The 21,679-nt window shown below is 42.4% G+C and carries 14 protein-coding genes; 7 read left to right on the forward strand and 7 right to left on the reverse strand.

All coding sequences use genetic code 11. The annotated features are described in order from the left end of the window. Positions 1 to 29 precede the first annotated feature (29 nt). Genes Q8M62_RS07170 through Q8M62_RS07180 form a run of 3 tightly spaced genes read right to left on the reverse strand, consistent with a single transcriptional unit; the run spans position 30 to position 4,463 of the window. Entirely contained in the window at positions 30 to 3,101 is a 3,072-nt protein-coding gene (locus tag Q8M62_RS07170; RefSeq protein ID WP_304901064.1) for a M43 family zinc metalloprotease, read from the reverse strand. Between the two features lie 13 nt (positions 3,102 to 3,114). After that, positions 3,115 to 3,363, reverse strand: coding sequence for a NifU family protein (locus Q8M62_RS07175; protein WP_092729434.1), 249 nt, complete (start codon positions 3,361 to 3,363; stop codon positions 3,115 to 3,117). A gap of 5 nt (positions 3,364 to 3,368) precedes the next feature. After that, positions 3,369 to 4,463, reverse strand: a complete 1,095-nt coding sequence (locus tag Q8M62_RS07180; RefSeq protein ID WP_304901063.1) for an Mrp/NBP35 family ATP-binding protein — start codon at positions 4,461 to 4,463, stop codon at positions 3,369 to 3,371. Positions 4,464 to 4,624: 161 nt separating this feature from the next. On the opposite strand from Q8M62_RS07180, the gene dnaG reads away from it, so the two are divergent. From dnaG to Q8M62_RS07205, 5 genes are all read left to right on the forward strand, one after another. Then, positions 4,625 to 6,565 (forward strand): DNA primase, encoded by a 1,941-nt coding sequence (dnaG, locus tag Q8M62_RS07185; protein ID WP_304901062.1) that lies wholly within the window; start codon positions 4,625 to 4,627, stop codon positions 6,563 to 6,565. An 82-nt stretch (positions 6,566 to 6,647) separates the two neighbouring features. Then, the gene (locus tag Q8M62_RS07190; RefSeq protein ID WP_304901061.1) at positions 6,648 to 7,859 is read left to right on the forward strand and encodes a bifunctional 3,4-dihydroxy-2-butanone-4-phosphate synthase/GTP cyclohydrolase II; all 1,212 of its coding nucleotides are present in this window, start codon (positions 6,648 to 6,650) and stop codon (positions 7,857 to 7,859) included. Positions 7,860 to 7,947: 88 nt separating this feature from the next. Further along, positions 7,948 to 8,586 carry a hypothetical protein gene (locus Q8M62_RS07195; protein ID WP_304901060.1) on the forward strand — a complete coding sequence of 213 codons (639 nt, stop codon included), beginning with the start codon at positions 7,948 to 7,950 and terminating at the stop codon, positions 8,584 to 8,586. 5 nt (positions 8,587 to 8,591) lie between these two features. Next, positions 8,592 to 9,374: a 5'/3'-nucleotidase SurE gene (surE, locus tag Q8M62_RS07200; protein ID WP_304901059.1), complete on the forward strand. Its 783-nt coding sequence runs from the start codon at positions 8,592 to 8,594 to the stop codon at positions 9,372 to 9,374. A 45-nt stretch (positions 9,375 to 9,419) separates the two neighbouring features. Beyond that, a complete protein-coding gene (locus Q8M62_RS07205; RefSeq protein ID WP_304901058.1) occupies positions 9,420 to 11,456 on the forward strand; it encodes a tetratricopeptide repeat-containing sensor histidine kinase in 2,037 nt (678 codons plus the stop codon). Here Q8M62_RS07205 and Q8M62_RS07210 read toward each other — a convergent pair. The 4 genes from Q8M62_RS07210 to Q8M62_RS07225 form a co-directional block, all read right to left on the reverse strand. Further along, on the reverse strand, positions 11,406 to 12,278 hold the full coding sequence (locus Q8M62_RS07210; RefSeq protein ID WP_304901057.1) for an ABC transporter substrate-binding protein: 873 nt from the start codon (positions 12,276 to 12,278) through the stop codon (positions 11,406 to 11,408). The two genes, Q8M62_RS07205 and Q8M62_RS07210, sit on opposite strands and share 51 nt — an antisense overlap. Positions 12,279 to 12,351: 73 nt before the next feature. After that, a complete protein-coding gene (locus tag Q8M62_RS07215; protein ID WP_304901056.1) occupies positions 12,352 to 13,680 on the reverse strand; it encodes an MFS transporter in 1,329 nt (442 codons plus the stop codon). Positions 13,681 to 13,718: 38 nt separating this feature from the next. After that, entirely contained in the window at positions 13,719 to 16,157 is a 2,439-nt protein-coding gene (locus Q8M62_RS07220) for a TIM-barrel domain-containing protein (RefSeq protein ID WP_304901055.1), read from the reverse strand. A 195-nt stretch (positions 16,158 to 16,352) separates the two neighbouring features. Beyond that, positions 16,353 to 17,381, reverse strand: a complete 1,029-nt coding sequence (locus tag Q8M62_RS07225) for a LacI family DNA-binding transcriptional regulator (protein ID WP_304901054.1) — start codon at positions 17,379 to 17,381, stop codon at positions 16,353 to 16,355. Between the two features lie 340 nt (positions 17,382 to 17,721). On the opposite strand from Q8M62_RS07225, the gene Q8M62_RS07230 reads away from it, so the two are divergent. Both Q8M62_RS07230 and Q8M62_RS07235 read left to right on the forward strand, forming a co-directional pair. Continuing rightward, positions 17,722 to 18,762, forward strand: coding sequence for a SusE domain-containing protein (locus Q8M62_RS07230; RefSeq protein WP_304901053.1), 1,041 nt, complete (start codon positions 17,722 to 17,724; stop codon positions 18,760 to 18,762). Positions 18,763 to 18,857: 95 nt separating this feature from the next. After that, the gene (locus tag Q8M62_RS07235) at positions 18,858 to 21,659 is read left to right on the forward strand and encodes an alpha-amylase family glycosyl hydrolase (protein ID WP_304901052.1); all 2,802 of its coding nucleotides are present in this window, start codon (positions 18,858 to 18,860) and stop codon (positions 21,657 to 21,659) included. Positions 21,660 to 21,679: the final 20 nt, after the last annotated feature.

Genomic DNA, 21,679 nt, shown 5'->3' on the forward strand with positions numbered 1-21,679 from the left:
CGAAGCCTAAGACTTCAGCTTATTTAAGATCAATTAATGATCAATCGCTTGATTTCCTGCAGTGAATTACTGTTGATTCGGATGATATAGACGCCAGTTCTGAATAGTTGCGTACTGAAAGTGTAGGTTTGGTTTAATGTTCCGAGATATGCTACCTCGTGGACCACCGCACCTGTCGCAGAAATAATCTGAATAGTAACCTCTTCTCTGACAGGAAGGTTAAAGGCCAGGTTGAAGAATTCTCGGGCTGGATTTGGGAACAAAATACTTGAGCCTTGGCCGGGAATTACAGGGTTTGGATTTGCATTGAGAAACAACTCGATATTATCCAGATAAACGGGGCTATTGGTACTTCCTGCAATATTCAGAACAAAAGCTAATCTAACTGCCGATGCATTGGCCCCGGCAAATGGGGTAAGATTGACAAAAATTCGCTTGTAATCTCCGGAACTGTTTGGATTGGCACCTCCAGCTGAAACCGTAGCTAGTTCCTGACCTACTGCTGACCATGCTGCTGAATAAGTAACGCCACCATCCGAACTGGCCAGAAGCGATAAACGAGTGGAAGGGTCAACTTGTCCTGCTGCTAAGTCGAAGAAAACACTAGCCTGTCGAGTCCCCCTCAAATCAAATGAGGGCGAGCCCAGCCAATAACTATTGCCTGAGACACCATTTTCAAGACGAGCCACATTATTGGAACCCGTACCATTGGTGATGGGAATAATATTCCAGGATGGAAGATCATTTTCCGGGTTGATGGTTAGCCAAGGACTCAGGTTTGTACTGATATTGAAATTCTGCCTCCAGGGTACTGGGATAGTGTCAGGATTTTCGAGATGGTATCTGCTAAGGACGAAAGGCACTTTGGGATTTTGATCAAAGTTCGCTTCGCGAGTGGAATACCGTAATCGATTTTTACCATCATTTGTGGAGTTGTTGATGTCCAGATCAAGCTTCTCTCCAGGGGCAAGGTTAATTTCAGATACCAGATAAGTCTCGGAGATTAAGCTGTTGGTAGTACGGGTAAATAGGAATTTTGAAAAAGGGAGGTTCCCAGTATTGGAAACCCTGATCAGCTCCTCTTTGTGATTCCCTGAACTGATTGGAGTCGGCTTCAGGATCTCCTCAACTTTCACATCGTATCTCAGCTCTTCTGATGGAAGAATCCTGATATTTCTGAGATAAATGTTGTTGCCGTAGGAATTACGGGTCGTAATAGAAACCCGCACCTTACCTAAGGCTTGGAAGTCTTTTAGGTTGAATAATTCCGTTCGAAATTGAGAATTTGAGCTTGGGATAAATTCATCCAAAGTTGGAGGGGAAGTTTCCAGCCTCGCACCTGATTTTCTATAGTTAACATTGACCAGGTCAAAATTTGACCCGCAATCTTCAGATACCGAGATGATCAGTTCATCTTGGAATCCAGCTTGATTGTAGGGTGCGTGCGCTACTTCAAAGACCAATTGTGCATTTGGATACTTGGCTAGGTCTACAATAGGTGAAATAAAAAAATCCAATTGTCCCGGTCCTTCATATTCGTAATGTCGGATGTAAACCACAGGCTGAATCTGTCCATCTATGGTGACATTTCGTTTTTCCCAGGTAAAAGATTGATCAGGATTGTTGATCACCCAGTCACTTGGGAAATTTTGAACAGAAAACGTGTAGGGAAGATTGATCTCTCCTTGCAGTACGGGACTTGAGGTTTTGGAATTATTTTCAGCATTTTGATCAGTCTGATCATTGACTTGCGTGATTTTAAATTCCAGTTGATTGTTTCCTGCAGCCAATTCAATCGGGCTGAAGGTTAGGATCGCTTTTTCTCCTGTTTTCAAATTGAGTGTAAATCTTCTGCTTTCGACGACAATACCATTTCTGATAAACTCTATTCGGGCCGAAGTGACATTCATTGAACCTGCATTGAGCACTTCCACCTGCGGTGAAATAATCAGTTCACAAAGTGCATCGACGGGTTGGATTATTCTGAAAAGTGCGAGATCTCTATCGACCAAAATTGGGTTTTGAGTCGCTCTATTATTCACCAAGGTGACGCGCCGCGGACTATTTTCCAATACCACATTGAATCGATCAACCTGACCTCTTGTGAATAGATTCATACAGGCATCGGGTGTATAATCCATATAGTTTTGGATCATATCATTTGATTCACAGGAGAACCTACTCGGGTTGGTATTGCAAACAGTATTTGAATTATCCTGAAGAGGTGTGTCTGTCACAAAATCATCCACCCCGCAGCCACCATCTCCCCATATATGACGAAGCCCAAAAAAGTGTCCCACTTCATGCGTGGCAGTTCTTCCCCGCGAAGCAGAAGTAGCATTACCACCCACTCCAAAAAAACGATAATCTATCGTAACTCCATCGGTAATGGACGGAGTTGGGGAGAAGTTTAGTCCCGGAAGATTCGATATGGGAAAAGAAGCATATCCAATAAATGGCTGAACCAAGGGAACTACATACATATTTAAGTATTCTTCCGGGTTCCATTGGCTTAGCTGTCCGATCAGTGTCGCATCGGTATTGGGATCATAAGCGTTTTTTGTCCCAAGCAATCGGACAATTCCAGTCGTGGGAAGTCCATTTGGGTCTTGTTTAGCCAGTACAAATTCGATGTTTGAATCCGCAGCAACAGGCAGAAATTCGGCAGGGGTCCTATTGGCATCTGCATTCAATCTTCTGAAATCTTCGTTTAGAATTCGTATCTGTTCGAAGATCTGAGAATCAGGAATATTTGCTCCTGAACCCACAGAGGAGCCATTGTGAATGACATGTACCACAATAGGGATTAACCTTGGGCCTTCCTGAGTTCTAAGAATCTGAGGTGTACTTTGTTTGATCTGGATTTTTGTATTTATCCAATCTTCAAAAAAGGCTTTTGAACCAAAATACCCCATCTCCTTTTCGATCATTGTTTCGATCAGGGTATGGGCACATTTTTCACTGTGGGTGTGTGAGGATGCAGAACCGAAATTCTGAGTCACATCCATGGAAGTTATTTTCTGTCCGTAAGCGCTTGTCGAAAAAAACAGTAATCCCTTCAGGAATAGAATTACACCAAAAAACTGTAAACCTTTTCTCATTCGGCAGGCAAGATCAAGCAACAGTAAGGTTGACTGCTTCTACTCTGGTAATTTCCGGAATTGCCCGTTTGATTGCCTCCTCAACTCCAGCTTTCAAAGTCATAGAAGACATGGGGCAAGAACCGCAGTTACCCATCATTTCGATTTTAAGAACCAAATCTTCTGTCAGTTCTACAACTCGAACATTCCCTCCGTCGGCTTCCAAATAGGGTCTGATGGTATCCAGTGCAAATTCAATTTTCTCTCTAAGTCCAGCTTCCATTTTCTTTATGCTTTTACTTCTACAACTGATGTTTTTTGGCTTGAAGCATTTCGGATGGCGATCTGTCTTGCGATAGTTTCAGCTAAACCCATGTATGCATCTTTGGTCATTCCATTTTTCAAAACGGCCGGATATCCCGTATCTCCACTTTCCCTAATACTTTGTACAATTGGTATCTCACCCAAAAACGGAACATCATATTTTTCAGCTAACTTTTTTCCGCCTTCTTTTCCAAAAATGTAATATTTGTTTTCAGGCAATTCTTCGGGTGTAAAATAAGCCATATTTTCAACAACACCTAGGATGGGAACGTTAATTTGTGGCTGCCTGAACATGGATAAACCTTTGTTTGCATCCGCCAGAGCTACTTTTTGAGGGGTAGTGACGATTACAGCTCCGGTAACAGGTACAGTCTGAACCATCGTCAAATGAATATCCGAGGTACCTGGAGGCAGATCAATGAGTAAATAATCAAGCTCTCCCCATTCAACATCCTGAATAAATTGTCTCAAAGCAGAGCTAGCCATAGGGCCTCTCCACACTACCGCACTATCTGTAGGGGTCAAAAAACCTATGGACATCAATTTAACCCCGTATTGTGTGATGGGAATGATGATATTTTTTTCGCCTACTTTTTTGACTGAAGGCTGCTCGCCTTCGACATTGAACATGGTAGGAACTGAGGGCCCTGAAATGTCTGCATCGATTAAGCCTACTTTGGCACCCAATTGGGCCAAAGCCACAGCTAAATTTACAGCTGTGGTGGATTTTCCCACACCACCTTTGCCGGAGGCAATTGCAATAATGTTTTTTACTTCCGGAAGAATCGGCGTAGCATTCCGGACAGTCGTGACCTCAGATGTCATGCTAATATCCCATTCCCAATCCTTCCCATGATCTTGATTGAGTACTTCCAGACAATTGTTTTTGATTACTTCTTTTAGTGGGCAAGCAGGAGTAGTGAGGACGACCTTGAAGCTTACTTTCTTTCCCTCGATGATGATTCCCTGAATCATTCCAAGCGAAACCAAATCTCGCTTGAGGTCAGGATCTTCCACTCTTGAGAGTGATTTCTTTATTGATTCTGCAGTCAATTGCATGCTTAATATTAAATTTTTCGCAAGTTACTTCAAGATTGTGGGTTTAGAAAACCACACTAGGGCCTTATCAGAGGGAAACTCAGACCTCACACAAATAGTTCTTGCTTTTCCTCCTTCCTAATCCAAACTCAGCGATTAACTTTGTTTCCAATCCTATTTCCATGAGCATTAGTAAGCTGACTTCCGATAAAGTAAAAGAACGAGCCGACATCGTGGAGGTGGTGGGGGATTACGTGCCTTTGAAGAAAAAAGGACAAAATATGTGGGCATGCTGTCCCTTTCATGGAGAAAAGTCACCTTCGTTTTCGGTTTCACCAGCCAAACAGATTTACAAATGCTTTGGATGTGGAAAAGCAGGTGATCCGATTCAGTTTGTGATGGATATCGAAGGGGTGGGCTTTCAGGAAGCCATTCGTCACCTCGCCGGAAAATATGGAATAGAAGTAGAAGAAGACGAAGCCCGTACTCCAGAGCAGAATCTGGAACAGAACGAACGGGAAAGTCTGTTCATCGCCTTAAATTTTGCCAAGGATTTTTTTGTAAAAAACCTGCAGACTGAGGAAGGCAGATCCATTGGATTGAGCTATTTCAAGGAAAGGGGCTTTAATCCACAGATCATAGAAAAGTTTGATCTTGGATATGCCTTGGATGGATGGGATCATTTTTTGAAGGCTGCCAAAGCTGCCGGATTTGAAGAGGAAATTTTGCTGAAGGCGGGACTTATCTTGCAAAAGGAAGGAGATCCAAACAGATTATATGACCGCTTTCGGGGTCGAGTTACCTTTGCCATACACAATATCAGTGGCAAGCCCATCGGTTTTGGGGCTCGGATTCTGACTAAGGAAAAGAACCAACCCAAGTACATCAACTCCCCTGAGACGCCGATATATCACAAGAGCGATGTGCTTTATGGGATGTTTCAGGCTAAAAAGGCTATTCGGGATCTCGATAATTGCTTTTTGGTTGAAGGGTATACGGACGTTATTTCCATGCATTTGTCCGGAATTGAAAATGTTGTTTCTTCCTCAGGGACTTCGCTGACAGAGGGACAAATCAAACTCATCAAGCGCTTTACCAATCAGGTTACGGTCCTGTATGATGGGGATGCGGCAGGCATTAAAGCTTCGATCCGGGGTATAGATTTGCTTCTAGAAGGTGGACTCAATGTCAAAGCGGTGGTTTTTCCCGATGGAGACGATCCGGACAGTTATTCAAGAAAAGTAGGGTCACAAGCTTTTCAGGATTATCTGAAGGAAAACAGTCGGGATTTCATTGGTTTTAAAATTGGCCTGTATCAGGAAGAGTTTGCAAGAGATCCAATCCGCAAAGCTGAGGTAATCCGTGAAATCGTTCAAAGTATCGGTAAAATCCCTGATCCGATTATCAGATCAGTTTATGCAAAGGAGGCATCGGGGCTTTTGCAGATCGAGGAAGAAATCATTCATTCGGAGCTAAATAAGTCTCTGATAAAGAGTCAAAAGGATCATTTTCAAAAAGTAAAGGAAGAGGAAGAGGCAGTAGCTAAAGAAATTGAGCAATCTGAAATTATATCAAATCTAAAAAGGGTTCCTAACCTTATTTCCGATGCGCTATTTGATTCAGAAAGGAAACTTATTTCTTTTTTGATAAAATATGGGCATTTGAAAATGGGAGAGGAAATTTTTGCATATCAATATATTTATGATGAACTAAATGGTGTGACATTGCTGGATGAAAGCAATCAAGATTTGATGTATTCAAGTCTTATTCACTTTAATTCAACTCAGGAAGAATTTTACAATTCTCCTCAATTTCAAAGATTAAAAAAGGAGCTTAAAGACTTGATCTACGGTTTTTTGTTTGAGAAGTATTCAATTTCTGAAACTTGGAAGACTCATGGAATTTTTATAGAGGAAATTCATGATAAGCTCGATTCAGCCCTGTTTGAAACTATCTCACTTTATAAGAGAGATAGGGTTGAACAACTTATTAATGAGGAGCGGAAAAACCTAAAATTTAATGATTCTGAAGGGTTGGTTGATGAAAGTATCAGAATAATTCAAAGTCTTTTAGAAATAAGGAAAAAGCTGGATGAGCCATTAGCGATTGTAAAAAGACGTTGACCAAACTTTCTTTGGTTCATTCCGGTTTTATTCGGAAAGCGCCTAACTTGCGCTTCTAATTATCAATCCAAAAACTACCCAAGTGGAAAACTACACCCTAGACCCGATTGAAGATGCCATTGAAGCCATCAAAAACGGTGCAGTCATCATTGTTGTCGACGATGAAGACCGCGAAAATGAAGGTGATTTTGTCTGTGCAGCTGAAAAGATAACCCCTGAAATTGTGAATTTCATGGCCACACACGGTCGTGGATTGATCTGTGCGCCCCTCATCGAGGATCGTTGTGAACAGCTTGGACTTGAATTAATGGTAGGTAACAACACCGCCGCTTTTGAGACTCCGTTCACAGTATCTGTGGATTTGGTGGGACATGGATGCACCACGGGAATTTCCGCATCGGATAGAGCCAAGACAATCAAGGCTTTAATCGATGATTCGATTCATCCCAGTGAACTGGGTAAACCGGGTCACATTTTCCCATTAAAAGCGAAACGAGGCGGGGTACTCAGAAGAGCCGGACATACAGAAGCGGCGATTGATTTTGCCAGATTGGCAGGATTGTCCCCCGCGGGTGTTTTGGTAGAAATCATGAATGAAGATGGCACTATGGCCCGACTTCCTGACTTGGTGCAAGTGGCCAAGCGCTTCAATCTCAAGTTGGTTTCCATCAAGGATTTGATCGCCTATCGGCTAAAAAACGAATCCTTAATTAAGCGTGAAATCGGCGTTGAACTACCGACTACTTGGGGGGACTTTGATTTAATCGCATTCAGACAAACCAATACCCAAGAGATTCACATGGCTTTGATCAAAGGAACTTGGGATCCAAATGAGCCTGTTCTGGTACGAGTTCACTCTTCATGTGTCACGGGTGATATTTTCGGGAGCTGTAAGTGTGATTGTGGTCCGCAGCTCCATACTGCGATGCAAATGGTCGAAAGAGAAGGAAAAGGAGTAGTGCTCTATATGAATCAGGAAGGCAGGGGAATTGGACTGATCAATAAGCTCAAAGCGTACAAACTTCAGGAACAAGGCATGGATACCGTGCAGGCTAATCTTGCCTTGGGTCTACCCATGGACAGTCGAGACTACGGAGTTGGAGCTCAGATTTTGAGAGATTTGGGAGTAGGTAAAATCCGTCTTATATCTAACAATCCTCAGAAAAGAGTAGGTTTACTTGGGTACGGTTTGGAAATTATTGAGCAGGTGCCTATTGAGATTCAACCTAACCCACACAACGAGAAGTATCTTACGACCAAAAGAGATAAAATGGGACACAACATTCTTAAATAAGAGAAAGTTGTGAATCTAAAGAAAAGAGAGCGGTGGATTTGGAAACCCATTTTGACTTAGGCCGTTTACTTTTAGTACGATGAGCACCATGAAAAAAACTTTAGTTACATTATGTTTTATTCTTTTGGGAATAGCTGCGGTCTATGCCCAGAATAGTCAGTTCCCATCTCAAGTTTGGCACAAAGGAAATATTTATTTCAATGATGGTATGTCAACTTCGGGTTTGATCAAGTATGACCTAGATAATAATCTGGTGCAACTACAAACTGAAACCGTGGATACTTTTACGGCCTCGAATGTATCAAATTTTGAAATCTTTGATGAAATATTCGGAGGGATTCGGAAATTTTACAGTTTGCCCTATGCCATAAACGGTGAGTATGAAACACCTACATTCTTTGAGGTTTTGACCGAAGGAAATGATCTTGCGCTCCTTTGTCGGGAGTATATCGCCACAGATACCCGAGGGATGAACAACTGGGGCCCTATGGGCATGAATCCTTTCTGGGGCCCTCAAAACAACTTCGGTTACCGCCTTGCTTTCAATTTTTACTTTTTCAATAACGGTCGAATGCAGCGCTACAGCCTGAAAAAGAAGGATCTTTTCTCCATGCTTCCGGGCTACGATGATGAGATTAATCTTTTCATGAGAAAAAACAGACTGGAGCACGACAAACGCGGAGATTTGCTTAGAATTACCGCCTATTACAACGAATTAAAGAACTGATTTTTATGTCCAAACCGCTCATCCTCGTCTCCAATGACGATGGAATCACCTCCAAAGGTATCCGAGTATTAGTTTCAGTGATGAAAAAAATAGGAGATGTGGTCGTAGTAGCTCCGGATAGTCCACAGTCTGGAATGGGGCATGCCATCACAATAGGAGAGACGCTTAGACTTTACGAAGAAGATATTTTTGAAGATGTCCTGGCATTCAAATCCAGTGGAACACCGGCTGATTGTGTGAAGTTGGCCAAACACTATGTCTTAAAAGACCGCACTCCGGATCTGGTTGTAAGTGGGATTAATCATGGTTCCAATACCTCCATTTCTGTTTTGTATTCAGGAACGATGTCAGCAGCGATAGAAGGAGCGCTTGAAGGTCTTCCTTCTATCGGATTCAGTCTTTGTGATTATTCCTCAAAAGCGGATTTTTCGCACGTGGAAGAGTGGGTCGAGAAAATTGCCCGACAGGTTTTAGAAAGGGGAATAGCCAAGGGGGTTGCCCTGAATGTGAATTTTCCGCCAAAGCGAAATGAAGCGATTAAAGGTATAAAAATCTGTCGGCAGGCAGATGCCAAATGGCAAGAGGAGTTTGCTGAGCGTTTTGACCCTACCGGCAGAAAATACTTCTGGATGGCGGGAAACTTTGTGAATTTTGACAAAGGGGAAGACAACGACGAGTGGGCAATTGCAAACAATTACATATCAATTGTGCCATGTCAATACGACCTCACAGCACATCATGCAATTACTCAAATCAACAAAGACTGGGATTGGGATAATCTGAAGTAAAGTAAAAGGGTGCTTTTTTAATTTTTTCCATAAAGATTATCAATCGTGACTTTGATTATCTTTATTTTGTTTAAAGTTCTCATCTACAAAACCATCGTGAGTCGCCCGATTCTTCATTTAGTTCCTTTCTTTTTTCTTTTCATTTATTCCGGATTTAGTTTTTCACAAACTGCTTCTGTGGATAGTCTCAAATCGCTTTTACCGGGTAAGTCGGCGCAAGAAGAGGTTATTTTACTCAACCAAATCGCCACTTCTATTCGTGAAAGTTCACAAAAGGAGGCATTGGATTATTCTCACAAGGCTGATTCGCTGGCAAAAATGCTTGGAGATCTTTCGGGTCAAAGTCGGGCATTGGAAAATATTGGTTGGGTTTATTACCGACAGGGTCAGTGGCAAAAATCTTTCGAATATTCAGAGCGGGCGTATGATTTGGCGATGCAGGCAAATGATCAGCTTCAGGCAGCCAGATTGATGAATAATATGGGTGCGCTTTATTATGAACAGCAAAACTTTCAACTAGCCATTCTTCAATTCAAAAAGGGCTATGAGTTGGCAACGAAAGTAAATGACCTTGCTACCAGAATCCGTTCGCTAAATAATGTTGCGCTTAATTTGGTTCAATCCAATCAGCTTGATTCTGCAATGGCCTATGCCAGACTTTCTATCAAGTTAAACGAAAACGCAGGCTCTCCCTATCTCACATCCTTTGCTAATCGGGTGATTGGGGATGTGTATTTAGCTAAAGGAAACTATGATTCCGCACAGGCGATTTATGTTCGTGCGCTTGACATGGCACAAACTCAAGGAGTGAAATCATTTGAGGCGGGAGTCTTACATCGACTTGGAAATGCCTACTTAATGGCAGGAAAGCTAGATCAAGCCGAAAAATTATTGCGTTACTCCATTGACCTTTGTGGCGAAAATGGATTTTTGGATGAGCTTTCTAAAAGTCATCGGTATTTATCTCAGGTCTATGAGGCAAGGGGAAATATCCAAGAGGCATTTTTTCATCAATCGCAGTACTTGGTGTTGAATGATTCGCTGCTCAATAAATCTAACCGCGACCGGCTTGCGCTGCTTCAGAATATGTTTGAAAAAAATCTGGAGGAATCAGAATTGGAGCTATTGAAGGCTCAAAATGAAAATCAGGCCTACCGACTGGAAACATCTCGCCGTTACACAATCTTTTTTGCGATCACTGCTTTTTTGGTTGGAATATTAGGACTTAGGCTTTTTTTCCTGAATAAAAACGTGAGATCAATCAACGCAGACCTTATTGCCCAACAGCAAAAAATCGAGGAGCAAAATTTGGCTCTGGAAAATCAATCAGGTCAACTTCTTGAAATGAATGAGACTAAAAACAAACTTTTTTCCATTCTTGGTCACGACTTGAGAGGTCCAATATCACAGGTCAAATCAGTGGTAGATTTATTATTGGCAGGGCATCTTACCAAAGAAGAATTTACAGAGCTCCTACTTCTTTTAAATAAAGACATTGACTCGGTCAATTTCACATTAAATAATACTTTGAAGTGGTCCATGTCTCAAATGGATGGTTTTCAGGTAAATCCGTCCACTTTTGACCTTAGAGAAGTGGTGGATAATTCTTTGAACTTACTTCAAGCCTCATTTAATGAGAAAAAGCTGACCATTTTCAATCAAATGGAATCGAAAGTTGAAATTTTTGCTGACCAGGATTTGATTGAGGTGGTGGTTAGAAATATCCTCAACAATGCTGTAAAGTTTTCAAATGATGGGGATGCCGTGACCATCTATTCTGATACTGATGATCATTGGGCGTATTGGTGCGTACTTGATCAGGGAGTCGGAATGAATGATGAACAGATCAAAATATTATTGACTGACTCTTACTCCTTAACCAAATCTAAACCTGGTACAAAAAACGAAAAGGGTTCGGGATTGGGGCTTCAATTAGCGAAGGAATTTACACGCAAATGTGGAGGCGAGATTACGATAGATAGTCACCCAGGTCACGGGACTAAATTTTGCGTTAAACTTCCTCGCACCGAATCAGCTCTTCAAGCTCAAGCCGTCAAGTGTGAGAAAGTGTTCAAGACTTAGCTCATTTTGTAAAATACCCAATTCCTTCATGGTTTTGATGGCTGTTTCAAGTTCTTCCCGAGAGACAATTCCCTCCGTACACCAACGGGTTTGTTCTAACCATCTTTCGACGTCGATTAGATCCAGGTGATAAAAAGCTGCCAATGTTGCCGCACGGTTTTCATGTTTGCTGAATGCTTTAGAAATCTGGTAAACTTTGTCCCTAAGCTCAAAAATCACATCGCCAAATTCAGATAAGGCTTTTTCGGATGCAACCATTACAAAACAAGGCCAAGGACTTGGGACTTCCCCAATGCGCTTCATGGTTCCACTTTTCACAAGGGCTGCGGTTGTGTACTTTTCCCATAGAAAAATCCCATCGTTGCCCCTGTCCATGACTTCTTTTGCTCCTTCCATATTTCCGATCATTTCAAAAGTCAATTCTTCAAGCTTCCAGCCTTCCCGTCTTGCCAATACCAACGCCATCAAGTGAGAACCTGATCCCATCCGACTGACTAAAAAATGCTTTTTATTTAACTCATAAAGTGAATTTACAGGGGATTTTGCCCGGATGTGAATGCCCCAATTCAATGGGGTTTCTACATGATAGCCGATCATTTTTGCAGGGTTTCCAGCTTCAAAATCCTTGAGAAAACTTTCCGTCAGGAGAATGGCAATGTCCGCTTCATCATTTCTCAGGGCAAGATTCATTTGGCCCGAACCACGGGATTCGTCAATCCATTGAATTTCCACACCTTTTTCTTTGAGCGGTTGATCTTTTTCCAAAAGGCGGAATGGGAAATTGAAATGTTCTGGAACTCCGACGATACGTAGGGTTTTCATAGAGCGAAAGGTTTAAATCTAAAGTAACAAAAGCCGATCCCGGATGAAATCGGCTTTTGTGATTTAGTAAAAGTTAGGAGTCGTGAGTGGCTTTACGATCTGTAATTAATAGATTGGAAAAACCCGCCAAAATCAGAAGTGTGCCTGCTAGAAGCATGGTATTGATCACAGCTTCACCAAACAGTAACTTGTAAAGGAAATTGACTCCACCGAGTGCGGCGATGATTTGAGGGATGACAATGAACATGTTGAAAATCCCCATGTAAACTCCCATTTTCTTAGCATTGACCGAACTGGACAACATCGCGTAGGGCATGGATAAGATACTTGCCCAGGCAATCCCCACCAGCGAAAAGCAAATATGGAGCATCCAAGGTTCTGTTATAAAATAGATCAGGATAAAACCAAATCCACCTGCGATCAAACTTACCATGTGAAGAAGCCTACGGTTGATTTTGATTTTGGAAGCCACAAAAGCAAGAATTAAAGCGTAAAACATGGAAACTAATCCATAAGTCCCGAGATAATTCCCGACACTATCCGCGGCATTGTTGTATTCGACAGAAGTGGTATCTGTGGCCCCGAAAATATGTTCTGTTATGGCTGGAGTCGCAAAACTCCACATGGTAAAAAATGCAAACCAGGAGAAAAACTGGACAACTCCCAGCTGCTTCATCACCGTTGGCATTTCCGCTATATTTTTCAAAATCTCGCTAAAACCACTAAAAAATCCAGTTTTTAAAGATTTTTCACGCTCAAATTCTTCCAAATTCTCGGGAGGATATTCGTCTGTGGTCAGGATGGTATATAATATTGAACTAAACAGCACGAAGGCACCAATTCCAAAAGCGTATTTCACTGAATCCGGTACCACCCCTTCAGCAGCTGTGTTGGGGATGCCAATCTCAGTCATCAGCCAAGGCAGGTTTGAGGCCACCCAAGTGCCAATTCCGATGATCAGCGTTTGCACGACAAATCCATAGGAGCGTTGGGAATCCGGAAGCTTATCTGCCACCAAAGCGCGAAATGGCTCCATCGAAATGTTAATTGAGGCATCCAAAATCCATAGTGCACCGGCTGCCATCCACAAAGCAGAAGAGTAGGGGGCAAAAAACAAAGCAATAGTACTAAAAACCGCTCCGATGAAAAAGAAGGGTTTTCTTCGTCCGAATTTTGGATGCCAAGTTCGGTCACTCAAGTAACCCACTATTGGCTGAACCAACAATCCTGTCAAGGGAGCAGCGATCCATAGCAGGGGTATCGCGTCTTTGTCGGCGCCCAGTGTTTGAAATATTCGGGACATGAATCCTCCCTGCAGGGCGAATCCAAATTGAATCCCAAGGAATCCAAAACTCATGTTCCAGATTTGCCAGAAACTGAGTTTTACTTTGTTTTCAGTCATTTTTGGGCGGAAAGGTTAGGGTTTATTTTTGGAGTAATTCAATTCAATCCCTCAATCTCAAAAACCTCATTTAGGAGATTCAATTCCAAAAAGGGAAGATTTTTGATTTTAAAATAAGGGTGATCTTGTTCAGGCAAGGGATCAAATTCCGTCAGTTTTCCGAGGAATGCGAAGTCTTCGGTCTTAAGATGAATTTCCTCAGTGCCTATCTTGACAGTATTACTTGAAAATCCATGAAAATAGATTTTGAGTTTTTTATAGTCACTGGGGTAATTCCCTTCCGGATTTTCGAATTTTAGAGTTCCGGTGGCGGGGTCATAACGGATGATCCGTTTCATAAACTCTCCGGATAGATATTCCATGCCTTCTCCGGCATCTTCGTAATGCAGGTATTCAGAGCCGGTTTTTCCTTTATATACATGGAACCTTAGCACCTCGTCATGTGCGTATTCTGTTGATTCTACATCGGATTGCATGGCAAAGACCTGACCTGATTTGACATAGACCGGCAGGTAATTGATCGGACAATCCTGGTAGATAGTCTGACCTCCGGAGTGCTTGTGGTCTGAAAATAGATAGTACCACTCACCCTCCGGCAGATAGACTTTGGTGATTTCTTTAAAACTTTCCACCGGAGCGATTAAAAATGAATCGCAGAACAGGTACTGATTTTGGAAAGCCGTGTGATAGATGTTTTGATCCTGTGTAAACTGAACTGCCAAGCTTTCGGCAAGGGGAAGACCTGAACTACTGCTGGAGTAGAATTTGCTGTAAATGGTGGGTAGCAGTCTATAGCGAAGCTTCATGTAATTTCGGCTGATTCCCTCCACTTCTTCACCAAAAGCCCAAGGTTCGGCATCATTGCTGTTGATCATAGAGTGCGCACGGTAAAAAGGCGAAAAAGCGCCAATACTCATCCAACGCGCAAAGAGCGACTTGCTTGCTTCTCCTGCAAACCCTCCAACATCATAACCTGAAAAGGAAACTCCGCTCAATCCAAGACTGTTGACCAATCGAATGCCTGCCAGCATATGGTCCTCGGAGGCGACATTGTCTCCAGTCCAAGCTGCTGCATAGCGTTGAATGCCTGAAAATCCGGATCGAGTGAGGACAAATGGTCGTTTGTTGGGGTTTTGAAGTGCTGCTCCTTCTTGAGCACTTCGGGCCATTTGCATTCCGTAGATATTTCTGGCTTTCCGATGGGAAGCTTTTTCGCCCTCAAATTCAAATTCGATCAGATTGGGGGTGAACTGCCCCCAAGAGGCTGGTTCGTTCATGTCTGTCCAGAATCCGTCCACACCTGCTTCGGTGTAGAACGCCATTTTTTCGGCCCACCACCTGCGGGTTTCTTCTTTGGTGAAATCAGGAAAAGCACACCAGCCCGGCCAAACTTGACCCTCGTAAGTTTGGCCGTCAGGGTATTTTACCAGAAGATCTTTTTCCAAACCCTCTTCAAAAGGCAAATACCCTTTCTGAGTTTTTATTCCGGGATCCATGATGACTACGACTTTGAATCCCTTTTCTTTGAGGCGGGAGATCATCGATTTGGGATCGGGAAATTTTTCTCCATCAAAAGTGAAAACCTTGTATCCTTCCATGTGGTGGATATCCAGATAAATCACGTCAGCAGGCATTTTTTTATCCCTGAAAGTCTGCGCTACGGTGTAAACTTCGGACTCCGGATAGTAGGAATAGCGACATTGCTGAAATCCCAAGGCCCATTTCGGAGGCATTTGCATTCTGCCTGTCAGCCAGGTGTATGAGCTGATGATTTCTCCGACAGTTGGCTGATGGATGAAATAATAGTCCAAATCTCCATCCTCAGCACTGAAATAAACAAAACGGTTGGTGGACGCTCCGAAGTTAAAGACGGTTTTATGGGTGTTGTCAAAGAAAATCCCATAGGCACCTTTGTCATGAATGCCCATATAAAAGGGGATACTCATATAAAGTGGATCATCCCCAATGCCGTAAGCAAAGTAATCGGTATTCCAGTTGGTATAGGCCCTTCCAGACCGATTGAGGTTTCCGGTTTTCTCTCCCAAGCCAATGAATTTCTCGTCTTTTTGTACCTGCTTGTAAGAAGTAACCTCAGACCCGATCCAAGAGACGCCAAGAGAGTCATCGGCATTTATCAGGTTTCCTTTCGAGTCAAAATAGGAAAGGGAGAAGCTATTCAAATCCAGAGACATCATTATGCCCGCAGTTGAAAGATGTAGATAATCATCCTTTTCAACTAAGGAAAATTTCACTTGGTCAGGCGAAGTAATTACGGAATAGGGGTTGGACTCAAATGAATCAAACCTGCTAGCCTGGATCCGTATAATTCCATCTTGATAAATCGTAATCCGAAATTGGGCAAGGTCACTTTTGCCTTCCAGCCCAACTGCTGTCTGCTGCCATTGGGTGATTTTACCAAAACCTCGGTGACGGGCCGAATTGCGAGATAAATTAGAAGCCGAGGAGGGACTATTCATGTATTAAATTGTTGGTAATTCGATAGCGAACTTCGCTAAGTTAAAGAGGAAACTCAAAATAAAAATTGGGTTTAAATGCCATTTAGCAGGTGATTATCCGCTTTAAAAAACGGAAAAGCCTCATTTGAATAAAATTTGACCTATTCAAACGTTTGCATTTTTGAAAATGAAAATTCAGAAAAAGGCAAACATTTTTTATCGGACAGAGGACTTCCGTATCAAAAGCTCCGTTTCCAGCACTACAGAATTGGAATATTCACCTAACTGGATCTTTTTTTCGATCAAATCCAACAGGATTTCAGTTGCCTTGGCTCCCAGATTAAACCCAGGCTGGGAAACAGAGGAAAGGCTAGGGTCTATCATTGAGCAAAATTGCCAATTGCTGAAACCTACAATCCCCACGTCTTCGGGAACGCGTAGACCGGCAGCTTTGCAAGCCAACATTGCACCTACGGCAGCCATGTCGTTGTTTGCGAAAAATGCGTCAGGCTTTGTTGAGAAAGTTTCTAAAATTTCAGCAGTGATTTTTTGAGCTTCATCGTCAGTCCCTTTGTTACACTCTACTATAAATCCGGGATCCGGCGTAAATCCATGATGGATTAAAGCATCGGTATAGCCTCTGGCCCTTTCTTGCGAGATTTTGAGATTGGATGGGCCAGATAAATGCGCAATTCTTCGATAGCCCTGTTGAAGTAAATGCTTGGTAGCTTCGAAGGCACCGCTATAATCATCCACTGTGACAGTGATTGCATTATCAATGTCTGGAACCCGATCAAAAAAAACGATAGGAAAACCTTTTTCCAATAGATTGCTGAAGTGCTCAAAGTCCGTTGTTTCTTTTGAAAAGCTCACCAAAACCCCGTCAATCTGATTGGACAGCATCGTGGCAATGCTTGATTTTTCGCGAACAAGTTTTTCATTGGTTTGTGTGAGGATGACATTATATCCACGGGCAAATGCAACTTCCTCAATCCCACTGATTACTGTTGAAAAAAAGAAATGCACCACTTCTGGGATAATCACCCCAATTGTGAAGGATCTACTTTTCCTTAATGAAAGCGCAATCGCATTTGGCCGATAGTCCATTTTCTCGGCGAGTTCTTTTACTTTCCTTTTAGTTTCATCGCTGATTCCCGGATAGTCTTTTAGCGCTCTTGAAACGGTGGAAGTGGAGACATTGAGCTCCCTAGCTATATCCTTGATTGTGATTTGTTCGAGCCTCATAAATTATACTATTCCCAGAATTTTTTATTCGACCTCCAAAATACTCTGTTTTTATTTGGCGCAATCGATTTTTGACCAACTTTTTAAAGTACTGAAAAATAAATAATTAAAAGAAAAAATATCTTGGTTATGCAATCGTCACCGCAATCGTCTGCATTAATTTTTTCTTTCAAGACCACTGATTAAGTGTTGCATAAGACCTATTTCTGCTTTAAGTTTTCCTTCGGGCAAGTACAAATGGTTTTGTTTTTTGCCTTGACTTAAGAGTTTTTCTCCTAAAAAATTGAAAAAATTTAACAATTCGAAGATTAAGAAATTACTCAACTTAAACTCAAAATCTATGAAAGTACTTCAACGAATCAAGTGGATGGCAGTGGTTATCCCAGCCCTTTGGGCATGTGATATCTATGAAATGCCCCCAATCATTCCACAAACTGGCTCAACCATCTCCAGCCCTGCGCCAGGAGCGGTAGTTGTTTTGAAAAAAGACAATGCTGATAAAACTGACCTGGAATTCATTTTAACTGCAGCAGACTTTGGTACTCCGGGGACTGTGAAATATCAGCTGCAAATGGATCTGCCGAGCTCTAATTTTGCAGCTCCGGTTAATCTGGGTGCAGAGACAGAGTCTAATATTGTGAAGGTAAACGTAAAAGCGCTTAATGATGCCTTGTTGGCAAAAGGTTTGCCTTTTGCAAAAGCCGCTAACGTAGCGTTCCGTGTGAAGGCATCGATAAATCTCGCGCTTTCTCCTATCATTGGTGAGGTCACTACCTTATCCGTGACACCTTATGATGCTACGGTTGCGATTCCACTGATGTATGTACCGGGAGACTATCAAGGTTGGGATCCTGCCAATCCTAAGACAGTTCTTTTCTCTGAGAATTTTGACAAGAAATTCAAAGGCTTTGTGCACATCCTTGGGGGTTCAAGAGAGTTTAAGTTAAATGAAGGACCAAATTGGGATGTAAACTATGGTGACAATGGTGCTAACAATACGCTTGACCGAGATGGAGATAACATCAAAGTTGCAGCCGATGGGACCTATGAAATCAATGTGGATTTGACCGCAAAGACATATACTATTGGAGCAGTGAAAAGATGGGGTATTGTAGGTGATGCTACTCCCGGAGGTTGGGATGCAGATACACCAATGAATGTATTTGAAAAAGTGACTAACTCACTGAAAATAACCACTGACCTCAAAGCGGGTGAGCTGAAATTCAGAGCGAATAATAACTGGGATTTCAACTTCGGTGGAAGCAATGGTGTACTTACAGCAGGTGGGGCAAATATTGCCGTTGCTTCGGCAGGCAATTATACCATAACCCTGTCTTTTGGACCGGCAGGCGCAGTCACTTATACTTTAGTTAAGAATTAATCAGGTCTTTTCTGCCTGAATTTTCTAATTTTATTTAATCCGGTTTTCTGGTGTAATTCCGGAAAACCGGATATTCGTTTTGATTAACCCTAATTATGTTAAAAAAACTATCGCTGGTTCTTTCCCCGGTCTTTTTGCTTTTCCTCAATTTTTCAGGTTTTGCACAAGTCACTACCGAACCAGCCATTCCCAGTGCTGCTTCAAGTGTCAAAATCATCTATGACGCTTCCAAGGGGACTACAGGTCTGAAGGATTGTAATTGTGATGTGTACATTCATATCGGGGCTGTCACCGGAGGACCTACCTCGACCACATGGACGATTGTGCCTTTTCAGTGGGGGACTACCAATCCTGCTGCAAAAATGACCAAAGTTGCCGGTCAGACTAATAGTTACACTTTTGAGCTTACTCCAAATACGTTTTTTCAAAACCCCAACAACCTGACCATTCATCGATTGGGAATGGTTTTTAGAAATGGTGATGGAACAAAGGAAGGGAAAGACAGCTCAAATGGAGATTTTTTTATCACCCTGTCTCAAGGATTTGATGTGGCTTTTACTACACCTCAGGCGGCTGGTTCAGTTTCCTTGGAAATAGGAGAAAGCTTTGAATTCAAGGCCGCCTCGACTGAGGCCGCCGATTTAAGCTTTGAGCTAGATGGTGTTAAAGTGGCCGAAGCCCTAAACTCACAGGAAATTGCATTCAAATTTACCGCTGTCCAAGCGGGAAATTTCACGCTGGTAGCCAAAGCAAAAAAGGGTGCCGAGGAAGATTCACAAACTGTAAACATTATTGTTTTTGCACCTTCGGAAACGGCTGCACTACCGACAGGAGCAAGACTTGGGATCAATTATTTATCAGACACCGAAGTGATTTTGGCTTTACAGGCACCGGGCAAAAATATCGTGCATGTGATTGGTGATTTCAATGACTGGAAGGTACTTCCTGAATTTCAAATGAAACGAACCTCAGATAAGGAGGTCTTCTGGTTGAAAATTTCAAACCTGATTCCAAAGCTAGAGTACATTTTTCAATATTTAGTGGATGGGTCAATCCGAATTGGTGACCCTTATGCGGACAAGACATCCGATCCTTTCAACGATCAGGAAATCATCCAACAAAACCGATATCCAGGTCTTAAAGGCTATCCTGTCGGTAAGACCGAATTTCAGGCGACTTATCTACAAACTGCACAGGATTCCTACCTCTGGAAAAATCTTTCCTATCCAAAACCTAAGCCGGAGGAATTAGTCGTATACGAACTCTTGGTTCGGGACTTTGATGAGAAAAGAACCTACAATGCCGTAATCGATCGCTTGGATTACCTTAAGGAACTGGGAATAAATGCCATCGAATTGATGCCGGTAGGGGAATTTGAAGGCAACCTTTCCTGGGGTTATAATCCTTCGTTCTTCTTTGCACCTGACAAATATTACGGAACCAAAAATGACCTCAAGCGACTGATCGATGAGGCACATGGAAGAGGAATCGTAATCATTTTGGATATAGTACTCAATCATGCCTTCGGCCAAAATCCTATGGTCCGACTATACAATGACGGAGACTATGGTGCTCCGACTTTAGACAGTCCTTGGTTTAATCGTGTCGCAACACATCCGTTTAATGTTGGTTACGACTTCAACCATGAAAGTAAGTACACCAAAGCTTTTGTTGACTCAGTGAATAATTACTGGCTCACCGAATACAAGGTTGACGGATTTCGTTTCGACCTTTCCAAGGGTTTTACCCAAGTCAATTCGGGCAACAATGTGGGCATTTGGTCACAATACGATCCTTCTCGAATCAAAATCTGGAAGCATATCTACGACCGGATCAAAGCAAACCACCCCGATGTTTATGTGATTTTGGAGCATTTATCTGACAATGAAGAGGAGAAGGAATTAGCCAATTATGGGATGATGTTCTGGGGAAACATCAACTTTGATTTCCGTGAGCTGGCAAAAGGGCAAAACAAAAATATAGATTATGCCTATTATAAAAATAGAGGCTGGAATAAGAGTCATTTGATCGCTTACCAGGAGTCACACGATGAGGAACGGGTGATGTGGGAAACCTTGAATTTCGGTGCAACTTCTCCACTTAACCTGAAGAATCTGGAAAATGCCGTAAACAGAAATCAGCTTTTGGCCGCTTTTTACTTTGGAATACCCGGTCCCAAAATGATCTGGCAGTTTGGAGAGTTTGGTTATGATCAAGAACTCAATAATGACAGATTGGGAATCAAACCTACGAAATGGGACTACCTTAACAATCCCGAAAGACAACGATTATTTAAGCTGTATCAGGAAATGATTAAGTTGAAGAGCAAATATAAAGCCTTCAATTCACCTGAAAAAGCCACCCTCAACCTCGGGGCAGGGATCAAGTCAATCCTCCTCGAACATCCTGATATGGATGTGGTAATGCATGGGAATTTCGGATTGGCTACAGCCGGAAATGCTTCAGTTTCTTTTCCGAAATCCGGCAAGTGGTACAATTACTTCACCGGTGAAGAATTGACACTTTCAGGAACTACACTGTCAGTGAATTTTCGCCCAAATGAATTTGTCCTATATACCAGCAAAAAACTTCCATTGCCTGAAAAGGGAATATTGCAGCAGGATTTTGTGACTTCACTGCCGGAAGTTGTTCCTCAGGGAACCTTTAGAGTTTATCCGGTTCCTGCTTCTTCCAAATTATCCGTAGAGCTTCCGCAGGATATGATTCAGGCCAATTATCGGGTGGTAGATATGGCCGGAAGAGTGGTTTTTGACGGACAAACCGAGCAAGGGGAGCACATTTTAGATTTTGATCTAAGCGGAATTCAGGCAGGGATTTATATCTTTGAGGCTTTCGATGCCAAACGAGTGCTGCACAAGCGCTTCATCAAAGAATAACCAAACCTAATTCAGATTAT

Source organism: Algoriphagus sp. (genome assembly GCF_030694375.1).
Lineage (GTDB): Bacteria > Bacteroidota > Bacteroidia > Cytophagales > Cyclobacteriaceae > Algoriphagus.

What these genes read in the sequence shown, in the direction of transcription:
- Q8M62_RS07195 (WP_304901060.1), top strand. Translation starts at nt 7,948, where the DNA reads ATGAAAAAAACTTTAGTTACATTATGTTTTATTCTTTTGGGAATAGCT.
- Q8M62_RS07225 (WP_304901054.1), bottom strand. Translation starts at nt 17,381, where the DNA reads ATGAGGCTCGAACAAATCACAATCAAGGATATAGCTAGGGAGCTCAAT.
- Q8M62_RS07210 (WP_304901057.1), bottom strand. Translation starts at nt 12,278, where the DNA reads ATGAAAACCCTACGTATCGTCGGAGTTCCAGAACATTTCAATTTCCCA.
- Q8M62_RS07235 (WP_304901052.1), top strand. Translation starts at nt 18,858, where the DNA reads ATGTTAAAAAAACTATCGCTGGTTCTTTCCCCGGTCTTTTTGCTTTTC.
- Q8M62_RS07230 (WP_304901053.1), top strand. Translation starts at nt 17,722, where the DNA reads ATGAAAGTACTTCAACGAATCAAGTGGATGGCAGTGGTTATCCCAGCC.
- surE (WP_304901059.1), top strand. Translation starts at nt 8,592, where the DNA reads ATGTCCAAACCGCTCATCCTCGTCTCCAATGACGATGGAATCACCTCC.
- Q8M62_RS07220 (WP_304901055.1), bottom strand. Translation starts at nt 16,157, where the DNA reads ATGAATAGTCCCTCCTCGGCTTCTAATTTATCTCGCAATTCGGCCCGT.
- Q8M62_RS07180 (WP_304901063.1), bottom strand. Translation starts at nt 4,463, where the DNA reads ATGCAATTGACTGCAGAATCAATAAAGAAATCACTCTCAAGAGTGGAA.
- Q8M62_RS07170 (WP_304901064.1), bottom strand. Translation starts at nt 3,101, where the DNA reads ATGAGAAAAGGTTTACAGTTTTTTGGTGTAATTCTATTCCTGAAGGGA.
- Q8M62_RS07175 (WP_092729434.1), bottom strand. Translation starts at nt 3,363, where the DNA reads ATGGAAGCTGGACTTAGAGAGAAAATTGAATTTGCACTGGATACCATC.
- Q8M62_RS07215 (WP_304901056.1), bottom strand. Translation starts at nt 13,680, where the DNA reads ATGACTGAAAACAAAGTAAAACTCAGTTTCTGGCAAATCTGGAACATG.
- dnaG (WP_304901062.1), top strand. Translation starts at nt 4,625, where the DNA reads ATGAGCATTAGTAAGCTGACTTCCGATAAAGTAAAAGAACGAGCCGAC.